This is a genomic window from Streptomyces sp. NPDC096176, assembly GCF_044763255.1.
Lineage (GTDB): Bacteria > Actinomycetota > Actinomycetes > Streptomycetales > Streptomycetaceae > Streptomyces.
Window position 1 is genome coordinate 259,565 of the sequence record NZ_JBIWFV010000008.1, and the last position, 19,432, is coordinate 278,996.

17 protein-coding genes and 2 pseudogenes are annotated in these 19,432 nt (G+C 70.0%); 8 read left to right on the forward strand and 11 right to left on the reverse strand.

The window, feature by feature from the left end; all coding sequences use genetic code 11:
• The first annotated feature begins 234 nt into the window (after positions 1-234).
• Together ACIQ7Q_RS23540 and ACIQ7Q_RS23545 are read left to right on the forward strand one after the other, a co-directional pair.
• Positions 235-1,305, forward strand: a complete 1,071-nt coding sequence (locus ACIQ7Q_RS23540) for a hypothetical protein (protein ID WP_403865432.1) — start codon at positions 235-237, stop codon at positions 1,303-1,305.
• A 1-nt stretch (position 1,306) separates the two neighbouring features.
• Positions 1,307-3,070 (forward strand): prolyl oligopeptidase family serine peptidase, encoded by a 1,764-nt coding sequence (locus ACIQ7Q_RS23545; protein WP_403865435.1) that lies wholly within the window; start codon positions 1,307-1,309, stop codon positions 3,068-3,070.
• Positions 3,071-3,184: 114 nt separating this feature from the next.
• Here the strand turns inward: ACIQ7Q_RS23545 and ACIQ7Q_RS23550 are convergent, their stop codons facing one another.
• The 3 genes from ACIQ7Q_RS23550 to ACIQ7Q_RS23560 are packed head-to-tail and all read right to left on the reverse strand — an operon-like array spanning position 3,185 to position 4,811.
• A complete protein-coding gene (locus tag ACIQ7Q_RS23550) occupies positions 3,185-3,865 on the reverse strand; it encodes an RraA family protein (protein WP_403865438.1) in 681 nt (226 codons plus the stop codon).
• A 14-nt stretch (positions 3,866-3,879) separates the two neighbouring features.
• Positions 3,880-4,194 (reverse strand): AzlD domain-containing protein, encoded by a 315-nt coding sequence (locus ACIQ7Q_RS23555; protein WP_403865441.1) that lies wholly within the window; start codon positions 4,192-4,194, stop codon positions 3,880-3,882.
• Positions 4,191-4,811 (reverse strand): AzlC family ABC transporter permease, encoded by a 621-nt coding sequence (locus tag ACIQ7Q_RS23560; RefSeq protein ID WP_403865444.1) that lies wholly within the window; start codon positions 4,809-4,811, stop codon positions 4,191-4,193. The genes ACIQ7Q_RS23555 and ACIQ7Q_RS23560 overlap by 4 nt, the downstream gene beginning before the upstream one ends.
• Before the next feature lie 144 nt (positions 4,812-4,955).
• On the opposite strand from ACIQ7Q_RS23560, the gene ACIQ7Q_RS23565 reads away from it, so the two are divergent.
• Positions 4,956-5,534 (forward strand): CGNR zinc finger domain-containing protein, encoded by a 579-nt coding sequence (locus ACIQ7Q_RS23565; protein ID WP_403865447.1) that lies wholly within the window; start codon positions 4,956-4,958, stop codon positions 5,532-5,534.
• 182 nt (positions 5,535-5,716) lie between these two features.
• Positions 5,717-6,477 (forward strand): annotated as a pseudogene (locus tag ACIQ7Q_RS23570) (IS5 family transposase); the annotation flags it as partial.
• A gap of 18 nt (positions 6,478-6,495) precedes the next feature.
• On the opposite strand, the gene ACIQ7Q_RS23575 reads toward ACIQ7Q_RS23570, so the two are convergent.
• A complete protein-coding gene (locus ACIQ7Q_RS23575) occupies positions 6,496-8,271 on the reverse strand; it encodes a S8 family peptidase (RefSeq protein ID WP_403865825.1) in 1,776 nt (591 codons plus the stop codon).
• 357 nt (positions 8,272-8,628) lie between these two features.
• On the opposite strand from ACIQ7Q_RS23575, the gene ACIQ7Q_RS23580 reads away from it, so the two are divergent.
• A complete protein-coding gene (locus tag ACIQ7Q_RS23580) occupies positions 8,629-9,030 on the forward strand; it encodes a hypothetical protein (protein WP_403865450.1) in 402 nt (133 codons plus the stop codon).
• Between the two features lie 283 nt (positions 9,031-9,313).
• On the opposite strand, the gene ACIQ7Q_RS23585 is transcribed toward ACIQ7Q_RS23580, so the two are convergent.
• Positions 9,314-9,523 (reverse strand): DUF397 domain-containing protein, encoded by a 210-nt coding sequence (locus ACIQ7Q_RS23585; protein ID WP_403865453.1) that lies wholly within the window; start codon positions 9,521-9,523, stop codon positions 9,314-9,316.
• A pseudogene (locus tag ACIQ7Q_RS23590) lies at positions 9,523-10,391 on the reverse strand (helix-turn-helix domain-containing protein); the annotation flags it as partial. The gene ACIQ7Q_RS23585 and the pseudogene ACIQ7Q_RS23590, both read right to left, overlap by 1 nt.
• Before the next feature lie 355 nt (positions 10,392-10,746).
• Between ACIQ7Q_RS23590 and ACIQ7Q_RS23595 the strand changes: the two are divergent.
• Positions 10,747-11,394 carry a DUF6461 domain-containing protein gene (locus ACIQ7Q_RS23595; RefSeq protein WP_403865456.1) on the forward strand — a complete coding sequence of 216 codons (648 nt, stop codon included), beginning with the start codon at positions 10,747-10,749 and terminating at the stop codon, positions 11,392-11,394.
• A gap of 1,066 nt (positions 11,395-12,460) precedes the next feature.
• On the opposite strand, the gene ACIQ7Q_RS23600 is transcribed toward ACIQ7Q_RS23595, so the two are convergent.
• Entirely contained in the window at positions 12,461-13,264 is an 804-nt protein-coding gene (locus tag ACIQ7Q_RS23600; protein ID WP_403865459.1) for an N-formylglutamate amidohydrolase, read from the reverse strand.
• Between the two features lie 254 nt (positions 13,265-13,518).
• Here ACIQ7Q_RS23600 and ACIQ7Q_RS23605 point away from each other — a divergent pair, with 254 nt between their 5' ends.
• Positions 13,519-13,968, forward strand: coding sequence for a DUF6336 family protein (locus ACIQ7Q_RS23605; protein ID WP_403865462.1), 450 nt, complete (start codon positions 13,519-13,521; stop codon positions 13,966-13,968).
• A gap of 14 nt (positions 13,969-13,982) precedes the next feature.
• On the opposite strand, the gene ACIQ7Q_RS23610 is transcribed toward ACIQ7Q_RS23605, so the two are convergent.
• Both ACIQ7Q_RS23610 and ACIQ7Q_RS23615 read right to left on the reverse strand, forming a co-directional pair.
• A complete protein-coding gene (locus ACIQ7Q_RS23610; RefSeq protein WP_403865465.1) occupies positions 13,983-14,471 on the reverse strand; it encodes an NUDIX hydrolase in 489 nt (162 codons plus the stop codon).
• A gap of 150 nt (positions 14,472-14,621) precedes the next feature.
• A complete protein-coding gene (locus ACIQ7Q_RS23615) occupies positions 14,622-14,846 on the reverse strand; it encodes a hypothetical protein (RefSeq protein WP_403865468.1) in 225 nt (74 codons plus the stop codon).
• Positions 14,847-15,617: 771 nt separating this feature from the next.
• Between ACIQ7Q_RS23615 and ACIQ7Q_RS23620 the strand changes: the two genes are divergently transcribed.
• Positions 15,618-18,200, forward strand: coding sequence for a DUF262 domain-containing protein (locus tag ACIQ7Q_RS23620; RefSeq protein ID WP_403865471.1), 2,583 nt, complete (start codon positions 15,618-15,620; stop codon positions 18,198-18,200).
• Here ACIQ7Q_RS23620 and ACIQ7Q_RS23625 read toward each other — a convergent pair.
• A complete protein-coding gene (locus tag ACIQ7Q_RS23625) occupies positions 18,111-18,608 on the reverse strand; it encodes a hypothetical protein (RefSeq protein ID WP_403865474.1) in 498 nt (165 codons plus the stop codon). The two genes, ACIQ7Q_RS23620 and ACIQ7Q_RS23625, sit on opposite strands and share 90 nt — an antisense overlap.
• Positions 18,609-18,692: 84 nt before the next feature.
• Complete coding sequence (locus ACIQ7Q_RS23630; RefSeq protein WP_403865477.1) at positions 18,693-19,427, reverse strand: inositol monophosphatase family protein; 735 nt, start codon at positions 19,425-19,427, stop codon at positions 18,693-18,695.
• Between the last annotated feature and the right edge of the window lie 5 nt (positions 19,428-19,432).

A 19,432-nucleotide genomic window follows, 5' to 3' on the forward strand; every position in this document is an offset into this window, starting at 1 on the left:
CGCTTGCCTGTCGGATCGAGCAGCAGTTGGGGGGTGTTCGCCATGAAGAAGACCATCAAGGTTCGTAAGAACAGCAACTATCTCGGCACCCTGCTGGGCTGAGCCGGGTAGCAGGCAGCCACGCGCGAAACGCTCGAGAAGCATCGCGCCGGGTGTGCCGTAAGCGAGGCGGGCCGAGGTGATAGCTCGGCCCGCCTTGCTGACACACCGGCACAACGATCTGGGAGTGTCACAGTGATTGTCGCCCGTCCTGAGGCCTATCGCCAGTACCCGGTAGGCCGGAACCGATTCACGCTCGTTCTGGAACAGCGGTTCTCCGACTCCTTCCGGATCGAACCCCCGAGCCGCTACGAAGCATGGGACACGGTCACGGCCGAGCCGAGCCGGTCCCTGACCGACGTACTGCGCTCCGGCATCCCGCAGGACTGCGACGTCCTCGTCGTGGCCCGGGACGACCGGCTGCTGACAGCCCCCGCCTCCGAGGTGGGCCCGCACCGTACCGTCGCCACCCTCCGCGCGGGTACCGGCCCCCTCGCCCTCGACCAACTGGGCAGTCTCCTCGCATCGCTGGAGCAGGCCGACCCCGACGCCCTCGGCCGGACCGGCACCGCGCTCGGCGACGCCGTGGCGGCGGCCGGCGGCCTGGTTCTCGAGGAGACCCTGACCGAGTCCGTGGCCAAGATGACCTTCACCACACCGACGTGGTCCCGGACCGACACCGGCATCTTCCGGCCCGGCGCCGTGCAGAGCGCGCCCGCCGGCCTGCAGAGGTTGGACCTTGCGAGCGTCGGCACCACCGTCACCGGTCAGATCGCCGTGAAGGGCTGGTCCGTCGTACGCACGCGCGCGCCCGGTACGGCCACCTGCCAGGAACTGTTCGAGAAGCTCTCCGGGCTCTCCCATTACCCGCTCGTGCTCACCATCGAGGACGGGGCGGTGACCGACATGAAGGCGACCGAGACAGGGTCCGCAACCGCGGCCGCCGCCCTGACGCAGCTCTTCACCACGGACCCGGGCCACACCGAGGTCACCGGACTCGAGTTCGGCATCAACCCCGCCGCCCCGCAGCTGCCCTTCAACTCCGAGTCCAATGCCGCCGGCACGGGCAGGGCCGCGGCCTCCGTCCACCTGGTGCTCGGCTCGCTGCCGCTCACCGAGTTCCAGATCGTCCTCGACTGCGCCACCAGCTCCCTCACCGCCCTCGGCGGCACCGCGCCCCTGGCGGGAGCGGGCACGGCCCCCGCCGGTCAGGGCCCCCGCCGCCGGATGAACCGCGTCACCGCGGCCAACTGCGGTTGCCACTGAGATGACCGCTCCGGACACACCACTGTGGGAGCAGCGCTTCCGAGCCCCGCGCCACACGCTCCCCGCCTGGGCCAAGAGCTCCCCGGAGCGCTGCGTATTCGTCAGCGACCGCTCCGGCAACGCCCAGGTCTACTGCTGGGACCGCACGGCTGGCACGCTGCGGCAGGTCACCGACCGCCCCTCCGGCGCCCAGCACTGCGCCATCGAAGCGTCTGGCGAGGCCGTGTGGTGGTTCGCCGACACCGACGGTGACGAACGCGGCCAGTGGATGCGGCAGCCGTTCCTCGGAGGCCCCGACGAGCCCGCCGTACGGGATCTGGAACCCTACTGGCCCGCAGGACTCGCCCTCGGCCTGCGCGGACACAATTTGCTCGGCCACACCACCGAGCACGGCACCGACGTCTCCCTCGTGCTGCCCGGCGGCGGATCCCGCCGCCTCTACCGGCACGAAGAGCCCGCGTACGCCGTCGACCTGTCCCGCGACCTCACCCTTGCCGTCATCGCGCACAGCGAGCGCGGCGACCTGTGGGAGCCGGGCGTGCGCGTCCTGACGACGGACGGACGCGCCGTCGCCGACCTCGACGGCGAGGCCGTCGGCTTCTCCCCGGTCCCCGGCGACAACCGGCTGCTGGTCCTGCAGCCGCGTGAGGACCGCTGGGAGCCCGTCGTCCACGAGCCGCTCACCGGCGAGCGCGTGAGCCTTGACCTCGAGCTGCCCGGCGAGACCTCCGTCGAGTGGTCGCAGGACGCCACGTCCCTGCTCGTCGTCCACGACCACCAGGCCCGCTCCGAGGCCTTCAGCTACGACCTGGCCGCCCGCGAGCTGACCCGGCTGAAGATTCCCGACGGCACCATCGAGCATGCCCGCACCCGGCCCGGCGGCGATGTGTGGTTCCAGTGGTCCGACTCCGCGCACCCGCCCGTCTTCCGGGCCCTCGACAACGACCCGCGGTTTCCCGCCACCGGCCTTCCGCCGCGGACCGCGCTCGCCGGTGACATGTGGGTCGACGGCCCCGGCGGCCGCGTCCACGCCCTGCTGAGCCTGCCCCGGACCGGTACGAAGCCGCATCCCGCGGTGTTCCTGCTGCACGGCGGGCCCGACGAACACGACCGGGACGCCTTCGATCCCGAAGTCGCGGCCTGGACGGACGAGGGATTCGCCGTCGTACGCGTCAACTACCGCGGCTCGACAGGCTACGGGCGGGCGTGGACGGAAGCCCTGCGGCGCCGTGTCGGCCACACCGAGCTCGAGGACATCACCGCGGTACGGCAGTGTGCCGTCGACCACGGGATCGTCGACCCGGCCCGCCTCGTACTGGCCGGCTGGTCCTGGGGCGGCTATCTGACCCTGCTGGGGCTCGGCACCCGGCCGGATGACTGGACCATCGGCCTGGCCGGTGCTCCGGTCGCCGACTGCGCCGCCGCCCACCAGCAGGCCATGGACGACATCAAGGCGCTCGACCGCAGTCTCTTCGGCGGCACACCGGAGGAGGTCCCCGAGATATACCGCGACGCCTCGCCCGCCACCTACGCCGATGCCGTCCGCGCACCGGTCTTCATCTGCGCAGGCGTCAACGACGCGCGCTGCCCCATCGACCAGGCCCGCGCCTACGCCGACCACCTCGAAGCCCGCGGCCTGTCCGTCGAATTCCACGCCGTGGACGCGGGCCACAGCATGACGGCTGTGGAGGAACGCGTCACGGTCTTCCGCCGTCAGGTCGAGTTCACCCGCACCCACATCAATGCCGCAAGGAGGCTCCCATGACCTGCCGATGCACCCCCGGGGACACCCGCCGGGAAGAGATCGTCGTCCACCGCCCGCGGCGGCGCCGCGACCTCCTGCTGCGCTGGAACACTCCCGCCTGAACGGGCCCGGCTCCTACTCCAGGGCCCCGCCCACCCGGGCCATGTGCAGACGGAAGGTGTACGACGGGTCTTCTCGCCGTCGTTCCCTGAACTCCGCCCAGCGCAGCTGCTCGCGCAGGCTCACTCCGCGGAGTGCCTTCTCGGCCTGTCGCTGCTCGGCCGCCACAATGGTCCGGGCGACATCCACGACCTCCGAGTGGATCTTGGCGGGGACGAGGACCAAGCCGTCGGAGTCGCCCACCGCGACGTCACCCGCCTCGAACGGGAAGGGCTCCGCGGCGCCGTCGGTATCCGGACGCAGGGTGGGCGACGACGGGCACGGCCCCAGGCTGAACACCGGCAGCCTGATGACGGCCAGCTCGTCGGTGTCCCGGTGACACCCCCACACCACCAGGCCGGCCACTCCGGCCAGCCGTGCTTCGATCGCGACAAGGTCGCCCGCGCACGCCTCGTCCGTACGCCCCTCGTTGTCGATGAACAGCACGTCCCCCTCGCGCGCCTCGTCCAGGCCCTCGAGGATCGAGGCAACTCCCTCGGTGTGCCGGATCCGGCGCAGCGGACCGGCGAGCCTCATCCCCGACGCCGCCGGCCGCAGGGGCAGCGGTGGCAGCGTGAGCCGGTGCCCCAGCCGGATGCCCGCGTCCCACAGTGCCGCCGTCGGCCACATCTGCCCATCGGCCGGATCTTCGCCCATGATGACGACTCCTCTCATCCCGCGATCAGCCGGGTCACGGCCGCCGCGGCGGCGCCCAGGAACACCACGAGCAAGGTGGGCCAGTTCCGCCAGACCCCGAACGCGCCCACGGCCAGGCCCACCACGCGGGCATCTACCGTCAGGGCCTGGCCGCTGCCGAAGATCTGAGTGGAGATCAGTGCCGCCAGCAGTGTCGGTGCCATCAGGGCCACGACCCGCTGCATGCTGTACGGCAGCTCCTGTCCGCCCAGCAGCACCGGCCCGGTGGCCTTCAGCGCCATCGACACGGCACCCACGAGGAGCACCGCGAGCCATACTCCGCTCATCATTTCCTCAATCCCAGCAGACAGGCGACGGTGGATGCGATCAACGGCACGCCCGGTGAGGCGATCGGCGTCAGCGACAACGCGATCGCGACCCCGAGGATCGCGCACACGAGCGCGCGCCGATCGCTGATCTGCCCCTTGAGCAGGGCCAGGAAGAGGACGGGCGACACCACGTCCAGTCCGAAGCGCAGCGGGTCCCCGACGTACTGAGCCCCCAGCACACCGACGGCTGTGCCGCCCACCCAGGCGCAGTAGACCACCACACCCGCGCCCAGCAGCCGGCCGCGCGAGTAGCGGCCCTCGCCCAGATGTCCCACGGCCCAGGACTCGTCCACCACCAGCTGCGCGGAGAAGAAGCGTTTGACGGCGTTGCCCGTCATCGCCGGGGCGACGCTGATCCCGATCGGCAGGTAACGGGAGTTGAGCAGAACGGCGGCCACGATGGCCGCGGCGATGCCTCCGCCCGTGCCCACCACGGACGCGGCCGCGAACTGGGCCGATCCGGCGAAGGTCGTCAAGGACATGGCGATGGGCGCCATGATTCCCATGTCGGCGGCCCGTGCCACCACGCCGAAGGACACGGCGAAGCCGAAGACGGCGATCGCCAGCGGGATTGCCATGCGCAGTCCGCGGAGCCACTCTTCTTTGAAGCCGGCCGGGGGATAATACCCTTCAGATGTGGTGGCGGGAGCGGGTAATGCCTCTTGGGAGTCCATCGACCCTCCAATCCTGAGACGATCCATTGCGACAGATAGTACGGAGCCATGATGAGATTTGCTAGTTACTCCGAGGATCCGGCGACATGGGCCGAGGACCTGGTGAACACCTACAACATGGTCCGTGGAAAGGAGAAGATGCCGGATTCGGCCGCGCTGACCGAACTCCTCGTCGCGCACGGAATCCGGATAAAAGACGTGCCCACCGGCAAGGACCTCGAGAAGGCACGCACCCTGCGGACGGCCCTGCGTGAAGTCTTCGGCGCCCCCGACGAGGAAACTGCCGTCGCCCTCCTCAACCGCATCCTCGCCGAGCACCACGCACTGCCGCACTACACCAATCACGACGGCGAATGGCACCTCCACGTCACCGACCCGCAGGCCCCGCCCGTCGATCAGTACGCCGTGAACGCCGCCATGGGCCTCCTCGGCGTCATCACCACCACGGGAATGAGCCGCCTGCACATCTGCAACGGCAACCGCTGCGAAGAGGTGTTCGTGGACGTCTCCCGCAACCAGTCACGCCGCTACTGCAGTCCACAGATCTGTGGAAACCGCGCAAGCGCCGCCGCGCACCGCGCCCGCCGCAAAGGCACCACCACCGGTCACCACGGCTCACTGCGGTAGACCGTGCCCCTTCCGCAGCGGGCGGGGGGCGCCCCCGACCCATGTGCCTCCGGCCGGCGCGTGGAATCAGACCCTCTCGGTGCGCAGGGCCTCTGCCGGGGCATCGGCCGTCTCTCCCGTCACCTGCCGTGCAGCCGCATCGCGAGCGCGACGTGGGCGATCGCGGCGAGCATCATCGCCGCGCCCGCCCGGGCCGTCGACGCGAAGCCGAGGTCCGCGTCGATGACCAGGCCGCCGAGCCACGGGCCGCCCGTGCGCCCGGCATGGTCGTGGGCGAGGAGGTCCTGTCCGCCTTGGAGAAGGCTGCCGAGGCTGGAAAGGGGGCACGCAAAAGGCGGGAAAGAGGCGCAAGCGGCAGGTCGCAGCCGAGGCAGTGACCCCGACCAATCCGGAGCGCGAGGAGCGCCGCCGGTTGCGGCGTCGGCGCCGGGCTCGCTTGAAGGCAGCGGCACTGGGGCGTTCCCGAGGCGGTTTGACCTGCAAGGTTCATCCGTCGGCTGGCCGGCGGTGCCGCCCGCTGTCGTTCGTGGTTACTGCCGGGCAGGCCGCCGACAGCCCGCAGTTCGCGGCGGTGCTGGAGAAGGTCAAGGTGCGCGGGCCGGTCGGGCGCCCGCGTACTCGCCCCGGCGCGGTGGCCGCCGACATGGCGTACTCCTCCCGCGCCAACCGAGCCCACCTGCGGAAACGGAAGATCCGGGCGGTGATCCCGGAGAAGGCGGATCAGGCGGCCAACCGCAAGAAGGGGGTCCAGGGGCGGGCAGCCGGTCTCATACGACGCCGAGCTGTACAAGGAGCGCGGCAGCGTGGAGCGCTGCATCAACAAGATCAAGGACTGGAGAGGGCCGGCCACACGCTTCGACAAGAAGCCCGAGAGCTACACGGCAGGGGGCTTCGGCTGCGCGGCGCGGTCCTCTGGCTGCGCAGCCTCAGCCCCGCCACGTGATTACGACTCAGGACAGGCCTAGAACGTGAGGTTCCAGGCGTCGATCCGGCCGGTGTCCTGCGACGCCATGTCACGGACGCGCAGCTTCCAGGTGCCGTTCGCCGCCTCCGAGGAGGCGTTCACCGTGTACGTCTTCGCGACGTTGTCGGCGCTGTCGCCGTTCGGGAAGTCCTCCAGCGTGTAGACCGTCCCGTCCGGTGCGACGAGGGACACGACCAGGTCGCCGCGGTAGGTGTGCTTGATGTCCACACCGACCTTCAGCGTGGCCGGCGCGTTGCCCACGACGCCGGTCACGGTGACGGGGGACTCCACCGTGGCGTTGTCGACGATCGTGACGTCGGCCGTGTTCTCGAAGTACCCGCCGGGCGGCGGGGTTGTCCCGCCGACCGCCTTCAGCGCGTCGACCTGGCCCTCACCGAAGAACGCGTTCTTGGCCGTCGTGCCCGTGCACCGGCTGTCGGACGGGCAGGCGATGTCCGTGGCCTGCTCCGCCAGACGTGTCCTCAGCTGGGCAGGCGTCGCGGCCGGGTCGGTGCTCGCCAGCAGCGCCGCCACACCCGCGACATGCGGGGAGGCCATCGACGTGCCGTTCATGTTCCCGTACTTGCCGCCCGGCATTGTCGAGTAGACGCCGTACGCGCCGTCGCCGCCCGGGGCCGCGACGTCGATGATGTCCCGCCCGAGGTTGGAGTACGACGCCTTCACGTTCCCGTTGCCCATCGCCGCCACGGTCACCACGCCCGGCAGTTCGGTCGGGATGTCGATGCAGGCGTTGGTGATGGTGCGGGTGACCGGCGTCGAGTCGTTCGGGCTGGATGTGTCGGTCCGCTTGTTCGCCAGGTCGTAGTTCGAGTTGCCTGCCGCGGCGACCTGCAGCGAGCCCTTGCCCTCCGCGTACTCCTGCGCGCGACGCACACCCTCGATGATGGCGGCCTGGTCCACGTTGTCCGGGCAGTTGAACATCCACGGGTCCGTGTAGTAGCTGTTGTTGGTGACCTTGAAGCCGTGGTCACCCGCCCACATGAAACCGCAGATGGTGTTCTCGGCGAAGAACATGCTGGTGCTGGGCTCGGCGATCCGCACGGACGAGATCTTCACGCCGGGCGCTACCCCGATGACGCCCTTGCCGTTCTTGGCCGCCGCGATGGTGCCCGCCACGTGCGTGCCGTGCGTGCCCACGTCACGCCACGCGCCGGTACGGGGGTCCGCCTTGCCGTAGGCGCAGGAGACGGAGTCGGCCGCATTGAAGTTGGGCGCGATGTCCTGGTGCAGGTCGTCGACGCCGGTGTCGAGCACGCCCACCTTGACGGAGGAGGAACCGGTGGTCACGGCCCACGCCTTGTCGGCGTTGATCCGCGTCATGTCCCAGCGGTTGGTCTCGGTGAGGGTGGTGGGGGACTGCGGGGGAGTGGCGGGGAGCGCCGGGTTGTACGCGTCGGCGGGCACGTCCGAGGTCCGGGTGGCGCCGACCTGCTGGACACCGCCGACACCGCGCATGGTGGCGGCGAAGGTGCCGGAGGCGGAGTGCGCGACGACGACGCCGATCGCGTCGTAGTGGGCGAACACGGTGCCGCCGTTGGCCGTGACCGCGCTCCGCACCGCCGAGGTGTCGCCGGGCGCGGTGATGACCAGATACGCGCGGGTACCTGTGGCCCAGGCGGGCGCGGCGGGTGCGGTGGCCGCGGCCGGAGTGCTGCGGTCGGCGGTGTTGACCGCACCGGCGGGAGTGGCGAACGCGACGGCCGCGCCGAGGGCGGCGCCGACGACGAGGGACCGTCTGAGGCGGCGGGACATGCCGCCGGCTATGAGGGGGGTTGTCAAGACATCCTCCGAGAGCCCGGGGCGCTGGTGGCGCCGGCCGGGCTGTTGGTCGAACGGGATCGACGCAAGATCTCAGACGACGGCATGACGTGGGAAGGGCCAAAGTGGCCCAAGTACCCGTCACGACAAAGTGGTTGCCTGTACTCCGGATCGCGGGTCTCCGGCAGGGACGGCCGCCGGACCACCCGCCGGGGGGCCTGGCCGGGGCCCACGACGGTGCGCGCCGTCCCGTTCGCCGGCTCGGCCGGTCCGCAGACGTGCGACTGCCGTCCGTCACAAGGAGCGGACCGGCAGGAGCCGACATGGTGGGCGCTGATAGATTCGCCCGCCGTGCGATCACGCGAATACGATCTAGAGTTCCGCGACCAGTCCAGCCGCATACGCGCCTGGGGTGTGGGTCTGCTGTCCGTGGCGACCGTCCTGTGGGGGTGGTGCGCCATCTTGCTCCTGACGCCCTACGAGGTCGACGAGGAACCCGACGACCGCTATCCCCAGGAGTGCCGGTCTCGGCTGTTCACGGAGTGGGGAACGGCCAACGAGGGCCTCCAGAGGGGCGACTACTGCCAGGACGAACGCGACTGGCCCGAAGCGCTGGCCGTGCTCGGGCTGTCCGTACCGGTCTCGGGCGCCGGAATCGCGCTGTTCACGTTCGGCGCGGTGAGCCGCCGGATGAGCGCCCACTCGGAGGCGATGCGTATGCTGGACGAGCTGGCGGCGGGCCGGAAGCCGTAGCCTGCTGGGCGAACCGGGCCGAGGGCGCCCAGGCGACGGGCAGTTCGTCCGTGCACACGCGGCCTGCCTACGCTAGGTCGGGGCGGAAGGTATCGCCGCCTCGGAATCCAGCGCCGATCACCTCTACAGCGGGCGTGCCATCGCCGAGTGGCCGAGGAGCCAGAAGCAGAGGGCGGTTCACCAATGGACTCCCGCGGAGTGAATGCCTGGCTGCCGATGCTTCCGTACCGCACGACCGGCTGTGCTCGGTGGCCGCCTGTTCCGCGGCCATCCGGAGCCGGGTCTATCGGGCGGCGGTGAACCGCACGAAACAAGCCCAACCAGCGGCGCCCACGACGAGATGGGGGAGCCTTACGTTCTTGGAATCGCGGACGAACACCCCGTCGTTGGCAGCGGCGACTTCTACACACTCGCCGCCCTCGCCACCGCTGTAGCTGCTCTTGAACCAGGCCAGTTCAGACGAACCGGTTGACGGTGATGCCTGCGTGCCCATCGTTCTCCCAGCAGCTTCTCGATCAGGGCCATGGACTCGTGCGGAGTGAGCGCCTGGCCTCGGATGGTTCCGTAGCGCACGGCCAGCATACGTACCTCCTCCGGGTCCGTGACCAGGTTGGCAACACCCTGTACCTCGAGGTAGCCGAGCTGCTGCTTCCCCTTGGGCGTGAGCAGGATGAACGGACCGTCCAGGCCCGCATTCCCTCGCACGTCAAAGGAAGCACCTGAATCGTCGTGCTACGCAGCCGGCTCGACTGAAGCAGGCTCTTCAGCTGATCCCGCTGCACCTCCGGTCCGCCAATCTCACGCCGGAGGACAGACTCGTCGACGACGACGGTGACTACTGGAGCTGGCCAAGGGGTGAGGATCTGCTGCCGATCCAGTCGCGCTGCAACTCTGTCCTCGATCGTCGTCTCGTCGAGCAGCGGTTGCCGCACGGTGAAGGTCGCGCGGGCGTAGGGCTCGGTTTGGAGCAGTCCGGGGAAGGTGACCGTACTGAAGAAGCTGATCTCCACTGCTTGGCTCTCCAGGCGGGCGTAGTCCCGAAACCACGCCGGATGCCTCACCCGCGCCCGCGCCTTCGCCCGCTGTACGTCCTCCGTCGCCGCCCGCAGCAGCCCGCCCGCGCCCAGCAGCTCGTCCGCCGCCGCCAGGAACTCCGGCTGCGGCGTACGCCGTCCCCGTTCCAGCGAGGAGATCAGGTCCTCCCCGTACCCCAGCCGGTCGCCCAACTCCCGTTGCGTCAGACCGGCCCGCTCCCGCAGCAGCCGCACCTGGCGGCCGATGGTGCGGAACAGGTCCGACGCGCCGTCCTCGTCCTCCGGCGGATCCGGCCGCCGCCCGTGCCCTGTGTCCGACTCGGACATGTAGCAACGCCCCCGTTCACCCGAAGAACCGGCACGCGCACCGCCACCCGCACCAGTGCGCACACTGTCCGTGCCGACAATGCCCTGTACAGGCTAGAACGCCCGTCCCCGCTGCGGGCTTCCACGGGCCCGGAATTCACCCGGACCAGTCCCACGGCATGCCAGCTGAACGTACGGCTCTTGCGGCAGGTGTGCGGGTCGTAGCCGAGCACCTGCCGGGGGAGGGGGCGGGCTCTACAAGGGGATATCGCTGACATGCCGGTCGTGGTCTGGTCCGACGGGATCGACTTCCAGGCTGCGTACGACGCGAGCGCGTGCCCCCGTGTTGTCAGAGGGACCGGTCAGGATGGTCGCCATGACCGAAGGAACGACATGGCTCGCTGCCCGCCAATCCATCGCCTTCGGGGGCCACTATGTGGTGCTCGCCCGCGGGCTGTCCCCGGACGAGCTCGCCGACCGCCTCGCGGCGACCGTCCTATACGACACGGAGCACACCGCCGTGACGGTCGGGGAGCACACCGGGGAGTCTCTGTTGGAGCTCATCAACGACACGTACGGCGATTACTACGACGGCATCGGCCTGCGCCTCGGTCGCAACGGGGACTGGACCTACGCGGTGGCGTACGGCGGTTGGCCGGGCGAGTTCGACTCGCTGGAACCGGTTTCGCACGGCGGTGCGCACGTCTGCCTCCTGGAGTACGACGAGGACAACGGCAAGCCGGTCCCGCCGCACTTCGCCTACTTTCACGACGGCCGCCCGGTGAGCGCCTTCAATCTGCACCTGGACGCCTCGTGGGGTTACCAGGGCGTAGTCGGCGACCCTGCGACCGCCGCCCGTCTGCAGGAGCTGCTGACCGCTGCCGGCCTGCCGGACCCGGAGCGGGACAGAGAGGAGGTGCACCGCACCGCACTGGGCATCGTCGAGCGCTTCTTCGGGCTCTCGCTGCCGAAAGACCCGATCGTGCACGGCACTCTGCCGGCCGTTCTGCTGGAACCCGCGTGATCCATGGCTGGGCCAAGCTGGAGCCGAAGGGTGTATGCCGCGAATGCGTACCGGGCGATTGGCCCTCACGCCCGCAGCATGCTGTCCGCTTCAACGGCGGCCCTACCTGGAGCCGTAAGACCCATGGCTACGGGAACCGGCTGGTGGGCAACTTCGACAACGCAAGGGAAACACTGTGCTGATGCGCGACCGGTCGTCGCCGTCGACTATCGCCGAAGACCAGGGATGCCTCGGGTGGCGTGCTGGTGACCTGGGTGCCGTCGCCGGTGCTGAAGGTGCTGGCCTGGCTGCCCTGCTTCCAGGGGCCCCAAGCGGGTTGCGGAAGATCGGACGGAGGCTCGTGATGCCGGCCTTCGGTAGCCTCCTGAGCGGAGCCGTGGCCCGGCCGTCCGCGCTCACGAGCCCGGCAGCGGTTCTCCCACTCGGGGTCCCAGTCCTTCACGTACTGGTGCCCCTCCCGGCAAGCTTTGCCCTGTCGCGCCGCCCACGCCGCGCGTGAGCGCGGCCACGTCGCGAGCCTACCGGTCCCACATACGTAAGCCCGGCGCCCATGTCGAGCGGCAGCGTACGGCCCAGCGCATGCCACCCCCGGCTGGTCGTGGTCGGGGCATACACCGGCTGCTCGAACAGCAGCGCAACAGGTGCGTCCGTCGCCTCGGGCGACCGGCCGGGCCGTGTCCTGCACGCGGTAGTCGGGCCCTGAGCGGCCGGGTGGCTTCCCACGGGCGAGCCCGAAGCGGTGTCAGCACGCCACCCGATAGACCGTAACGCCTCACCCGCATGCCCAGTTCCGGCAGCCTGCTGCCCAGAACCGCGGCCGATGAGGCGAACAGCCCGCGTGACACCGCGTCGACCGCGAACCACTCCCGGCGGACGATCTTGTCCGGCTCGCGCACCTCCGTCGTGCCTTTGACGCATTCGACGTACGCCGCGGCGGTGACGCGCGCGATTTGCGATGACGCCCCAGGGATGCGAGAAGGAGCGACTACAGGCCGTGGTCCGGGTGGTTGCGCATCGCTGCACCGCAGCACGGAGCGTCGAACGGAATGCAGAGCCGACGGCGCCCTCAGGCCGACGCCCCCACCGCGTCCACGAGCTCCGCCAGCGCCTCCGCGAGCACACCGAGTCCCGGGCCCGCCGGGCCGCCGGGCTCGGTCATGTAGACGTCGCGGCGTATCTCGATCATCAGCGCGCCGACGCGCCGGTCCGTGCCGTAATGCTTCAACGGCACGTACGCGCCCGCGAACGGGCTGTCCAAACCAGTCCCGCCGAAGCCGGCGAACGCCTTCTGAGCGGCGGCGACCAGCGCCGGCGGGGTGTGGAACGCGTCCGTGCCCAGGCAGATCGGAGGCCGCGGACCGTCGCCGTGCAGCTCGTACGGCAGTCGCTCGGTCGGGTACGAGTGCACGTCGACGACGACGACCCGCCCGACGGCATCGAGCCGCTCGTCGACGGCCGCCGTCATTGCAGCCGCGTACGGGTGGAAGTACCGGTCGATGAGCGGCTGTCCGTCGAACCCGGCGTCACGCAGATCCTCCCGGCGCGTTGTCCGCGTGTAGACCGCGCCCATGCCGACGGCCAGCATCTCCTCGCGCTCGTCGGGGAAGCGCTCGGGGTCGATGACCAGCCGCGACAGCTGGTTGACGAACCGCCAGGGCGCGACCCGCGCACGCCCGGCCGCCGCGGCCGCGATCTCGGCGGTGTGCGCGTCGGTGATGTGGTCCAACTCCCGCTCGAGCGCCGCGTCGTCGATCACGATGCCGTCGCGGGCCCGCGCGGGTATGGCGCGGGACGAGTGCGGCACGTGCAGGATGACGGGGGAGTCGGGAGCGCCGGGCAGGAGCCGGAAGGACTCTGAGGTGTCGTTCACGCGGAGTTCCTCGCTGTGGTGTGGATCGAACTCGGAGAGGCAAGCGCGCCTCCCCGCCAGGTGGTCGGGATCGGCCCGCGAAGCGCGAGCGACCTTGCGAAAAACTCTAACGGGAGGGTCTGACACCGGCCGGACTCCGCACCTCGCAGACACCCATCGATCGCCCGAGCACCACCTTGATCGCCCCGGCACCCCGTCGATCGCCCCGGGCACCACCCTGATCGCGCCGCATATGCTCCCGGTAGCGTGCCCGCATGATGCGCGACCAGCGAACCGGCCCGCAGACGGCCTCCGCACCGACGACCGACGAGGACGGCGTACGGCTGCCGCGCCTGCGCTTCAAGGACGTGGTCGTGCGCGGCGCCGTGCACGGGCTCGCCGCCGTGGTGCTGTTGGCAGTCGGTTCGCTGTTCATCGCCGACCACCACGACCGCGAGACGTTCGTGGCTGTTGTCGGCGGGTTCTCCATGGTCGGTGCGGGTCTCAGCCTTGTGTTCGGCGGCTTCTTCTGGGCCGTGTGCGGGCGCGACGTCAGGCGGTGGCGCGACTGGCGCACCATCAAGGGCCAGACGGAAGGCGTCACCGTCATGGGGCCTGCCCTCGTCCGCACGGGCGTCCTCGCCCTCGTCCTCTTCCCCGGCGCTTTCGGCCTCTACCACCTGATCGACATCGCACCGTACGACAGCTTCATGTACGGGTCCTGACCTGCGTCACCCGGCTACTCGGTCGACCGGCCGGTCTCCGCGTACGAACGGAACGCGTCGTTCTTCAGGCGCAGTTCGGGCAGCCACGACTGCAGAACCGCTGCCGACGGCGCGAAGAGACTTGCCGGCAGCGCGTTCAGCTCGCACCACTCCCATCGGACGATCTTGTCCGGCTCCCTGACGACTGCCGCCCCCGTGAACCGCTCGACGTACGCGGCAGCCGTCACGTGCGGGATGCTCGCGCCCGGGTCGACCAGCACCGCGCCGATCCGCACGTCGGCGGCGTCCGCGAGCAGCCCGGTCTCCTCAGCGAGTTCACGAACCGCGGAATCCTCGAATACCTCCCCGGCGTCCACCTTGCCGCCGGGCAACTCCCACAGCTCGTCGTGCCCGAGCCCCAGCAGCACCCGCTGCCGCGCGTCACGCACAACGACGCCCACACCGATGAGCCCGTTGGGCGTGGGGTGCGCGCGCCCGGGGCGGGAAGGACTACCGGGAGCCATGCACGAACCTCCGCACTCCCTCGGCGCCGACGGTCGACGCCAAGGGCTCGATCATGCCCCACTCGCGGGTCCTCGTTCGCATCGTCACCGGGCCGACGGTTGGTGCCACCACAACTCAGCGCTCAGCGCTCAGCGCTCAGCGCTCAGCGCTCAGCGCTCAGCGCCCCAGCGCCGCGCGATCGCCTTGAGACGATCGAGTTCTCGTTGCGCCGCGGTCGGATGGGCGAGGTCGAAGGCCATCTCGGCGCGGGCGGTGACATAGAGGATGTCCTCGCGGGTGGCCGCGTCGAGGCAGACGGCCCGGAGGCGGCGGCCCGTAACGCTCAGGGAGACCTCGATGTGAAAGAGCTGATCCCGCAGGCCCTGAGGGAGCACCTGAGGCAGTGTGTTCTTGGCACAGTCGCGTGCCTGCCGATCCGCTGCCGTTCGCGAACGAATACAGCGAGTGGGTGGAACTGTTCGACAACCTTGAAGGCGGCATCTATACCTGACCGTTGGCGGACTTCGTTGCTGCACGTCTCGCCGCTCGGGATCAAAGGCAACCGACGTGTTACCCGCTGTGTCGGCGCTACGCGGGTGGCGGCGCCGCCGTAGCCAGGCGGCGCGGGCGGCCGGCGGCTTGCTCGTGGCATGGGTCATTCAGTCGCCCGGTCCAGCCCCGGTGTTGGGTGTGTTGGACGAAACAAGAACTACGACCCGGACACCTGTCCGTCATTTCGGCTGGACCTGAAGCAGCAGCCCTGATCTGACGGGTGGCTCCTCCCGGGCGGACGCGTGGGCGCTACCGCCCAACAGGGACGGGAGCTGGGCGCGCGGCGCGATGGTGACAGTCCGAGAGGACCGGAGACGAGCTCAGGGCTCCCCGGTCGCGGCTTCCGCCGCCTGCGGTCGGCCGCCGTCAGGCGGAGTACGGGACCGGCCAGTGCTCGTCCGGGCGCTCGAGACTTCACCCCAGGGCACGGCCGTCGGCCCGCCCGGTGCGGGCATTCACGAGGCGTCGAGCCATCGTTGGCTTCTGCATGACCCACAGCAGGACGGCAGGAGAGCGCGGGCGACTTATGGCAGAACGCCCCGACAGCTGGCAGGAAACCATATCGTCGCTTTCGCGTGATACGCAGGGCGTAGCGACAGGAGACGAATCCACCCATGCAGGCCAAAGAGACGCTGTTCGCCGACCTCGTGCAGGGCAGGGCCCAGCAGTTCCAAGTGCCGCTCTACCAGCGGACGTACTCCTGGACCGAGAAGCAACTCACTCAGCTCTGGAGCGACATCCTCGAGCAGGCCGAATTGCTGGAGTCCGACAACAAGGCCAGCACCCACTTCCTCGGCTCTGTGGTCCTCGCACCGTCCCCACAGAACGAGGCGACGTTCCCGCGATGGCTCGTCGTCGACGGACAGCAGCGGCTCACCACGCTCTCCCTCGCTCTGACCGCGATCCGGGACCACATCGCCGACGCACGCCCGGACGAGGCCGAGCGGATCGGCGAGGAGTACCTGATCAACAAACGGAAGAGCGGGAACGACCACTTCCGTCTGCTGCCGACCCAGGCCGACCGAGCCCAGTACGCCGCGCATGTCCGCGGCACCCACGCGGAACACGGGGCGGGGGACAGCGTCGCCGCCGCCTACAAGTTCTTCCGCCGCAAGCTCGTACAGACTGAGGACCCGGCCGCACCGCAGGACGTGTGCCGTATCGAGGAGGCGATCACCTCCCGCTTGACGCTCGTCTCGGTCACCGCAGAACGCGGCGACAACGTCCATCGGATCTTCGAGTCGCTCAACAACACGGGTCTCAAGCTCAGCCAGGCCGACCTGCTGCGGAACTACCTGTTCATGGGGCTGCCCGCGCGTGGTGACCGGGTGTACGAGACGTACTGGCTGCCGTTGCAGGAGAGCCTCAGCAACGAGGAGCTCGAGCAGCTCATGTGGCTGCAACTGGTTCTCGAGGGCGACGACCGCGTACGCCGCCAGGACCTGTATACCTCGCAGCAGCAGCGTTTCGAGAACGGAACGGCGAGCGAGGAGGAAATCGAGGCCTACATCAAGGAACTCCACCGCCGCAGCGTCCATTTCCGCAAGATGATCCACCCTGAGGAGGAGGTGGACCCGTCGGTCCGTGCTCATCTGCGCCGACTGCACGACTGGCAGGCGATGGTGACCTACCCCGCGCTGATGCTGCTGCTCGACCGACGTGAACGCGGAAATCTCGACGCGGTCGAGACCGCCCGCGCCCTGTCGTACATCGAGAGCTTCCTGGTACGCCGGACCATCTGTCGGGTGCCGGCGAACAATCTCAACCGAATCTTCCAGTCCGTGCCTGCTCAGCTTCCGCTCGACGTGCCCGTCGCGGACGGACTGCGTCAGCTCCTCTCGTCCCCGAACCGTTTCTGGCCCGACGACGACGAACTGCGGGACAAGATCCGCAGCGCGCCGTTCTACCAGTACGGGCGGTGGCACCAGCGCAAGCTCGTGCTCCAGCGGCTCGAGGAGAGCTACGGGCACCCGGAACCGGTGGACTTCGCCGCCGCGCAGCTCACCATCGAGCACGTCATGCCGCAGGCACCGGGAGACGAGTGGCTCCGCATGCTGGCAGAGGACGGGACAGGGGAGGAGAGCGCGGAAGAACTGCACGCCCGCCTGCACCACACCCTCGGAAATCTGACGCTCACCGCCCTCAACTCCGAACTGTCCAACCACCCGTTCGAACGTAAACAGGGCCTTCTCGACGGCAGTCATCTGGAGATGAACCGCCGCATCGCCGCCACCGAACGCTGGGGCGCCCGTGAGATCCTCGCTCGCGCCGACGATCTCGCCGACCGCGCCACCGCGCTGTGGCCCGCTCCGCTACGCGACGTCCGCCGCGCCGAACGCTCCCGTAACTGGCACCTCGCCCACCAGGCTCTTGCCGCGCTGCCTCACGGCACATGGACCTCTTACGGGGACCTTGCGGCATTCCTCGGCTCGGGTGCCCAGGCCGTAGGCAATCACCTCGCCAACACCGCCGGCGTGGCCAACGCTCACCGGGTACTCAACGCCGACGGGCGGGTGTCCAGTGGCTTCCGCTGGGTAGCCCCTCAGGAGGAGCAGCAGGACCAGGACGTCCGGGCCCGACTGGTCGCCGACGGAATCCACTTCACGGTCACCGGCGCCGCCGATCCCGCCCAACGGCTGGTCGGGGACGACCTCGCCCTGCTGCTCACCGGCGCCGAGGACGACGGGGCCGAGGACGAAGACCAGGCGCACGCCGCCACGTCGGAACAGGGGGAGGAGACGCGGGCCGAACGGTTCCGCAGCCAGCTCACAGCGGACGACAGCCCCGAGACGGTGGCAGCGGTCTACGAACTCTTCGCCACGTGGGAAGGGCTCGGCGGCTGGGTCGGCCACGGCGCCGGGCACGTGACGACCAGCGCGTATCTGATGCTCGGCGAGGCTGGGCATCCGGGTCGCGGCATCTGGCCGATGACGCTGTACCCGGGCAGCGGCCGCGGCGGTTCGGCCGAAGTGGTGTTCCAGCATCTCGCAGCACGTGAGCCGTTCACCGACCGAGCGCTGCGTGCGGAACTCCTGCGGCGGCTCAACGAACTGGACGGTGTCGAGATCCCCGAGGGCAAGCTGGAACTGCGCCCTGGGTTCCGGCTCTCACTGCTGGAGAACGAGCAGAGCCGGACGTTGCTGGCGCAGGCCCTGGCCTGGTTCCGGGACCGCTGGGAGGAGCGGGACGAGCTCTGAGCCGCGCGGTCGACGAGCGGGCCTGACGACGGACGGGCCGAGACCAGGACGGCTACCCTGCCCGCCCCCAGGCGCCTCAAGTGCTCCGGTGGTGAGTCCGCCCGTGAGGACGTCCGCCGACCGTCGGGCGAGGTCGGCGGCCTGGTCGGCCGCGTGACGCAGCTCGCGGACGCGGCGGAACGCCTCGCCGTATCGGCGCTGCTCCTCCAGCGGCAGCAGCGGGAGACGCCGTCGGCCCGGCTGGACCTGGACGGTGGTACTGCCGGTCGACGCGCCCGCCAGGTTGTCGTCGGCATCGAGGAAGCCGGCCAGGAACCAGGGGTCCAGGCGGTCGGGGTCCGGTCGCAGCAAAGCGACGAGGTTTCCGAGGACAGCCCCTTCGTCCTCGTCGTCGGCGACGCGCGTCATGGGGTCGGACCCGCCGTGGGCAACCTGTCGTTGAATGGCCTTCGCAGGGGGATCAGCACCGAGGTCCGGCCAAGGCCCGTTGCGTCAGCCCCTGCCCCACAAGTCGGCGAGCCCCTGTGCCACGCCGGGCGCCCCCGCCACGAGAACCGGCGAATCGAAGGTGAACTCTGCGCCGCCCGCCCCGAGCACGGCCCGCCCCCGCTCACGGCACAGCGCCACCCCGGCCGCGACGTCCCACGGCTGGGGGGCGATGCACACGCAGGCGTCCAGCCAGCCCTCTGCCACGCCCACCAGGTCCAGCGCCATCGAGCCCTGCTTGCGGACCCGGTAGGCCTCGTCCTGGACGCGGTCGAGGAAGCGTCGTATGTCTCCGCGTGCCGAGCCGGTGCCGGAGACGCCCACGACCGCGTGGCCCAGGTCCTCGGCCAAGGGGCGTGCATCATTCGGGCGGCCGGGTGTCGTCCACCGTCGGCCGAGGGCCGGCGCGTGCACCACGCCCACCAGTGGCACGCCGCCCTGTACGTAGGCGAGCGACACGGCATACATCGGCGCGCCGCGGGCGAAGTTCGTCGTGCCGTCGATCGGGTCCAGCAGCCAGCAACGCACCGGAAGCGGGCCCCCGGCGGCCGACGACTCCTCGCCGACGACCGGGATCCGCGGCGTACGGGCGGCCAGCACCCGGGTCACCCGGGACTCCACCTCGATGTCGGCGGCGGTGACCTCCTCACCGGACGCCTTGAACCGCGCGGCCGACCATTCCTCGCCGGCCGTCGACAACCAGGCGACCGCCTCGTCCACGGCCGCCTCGGCGATCGTCAATAGGG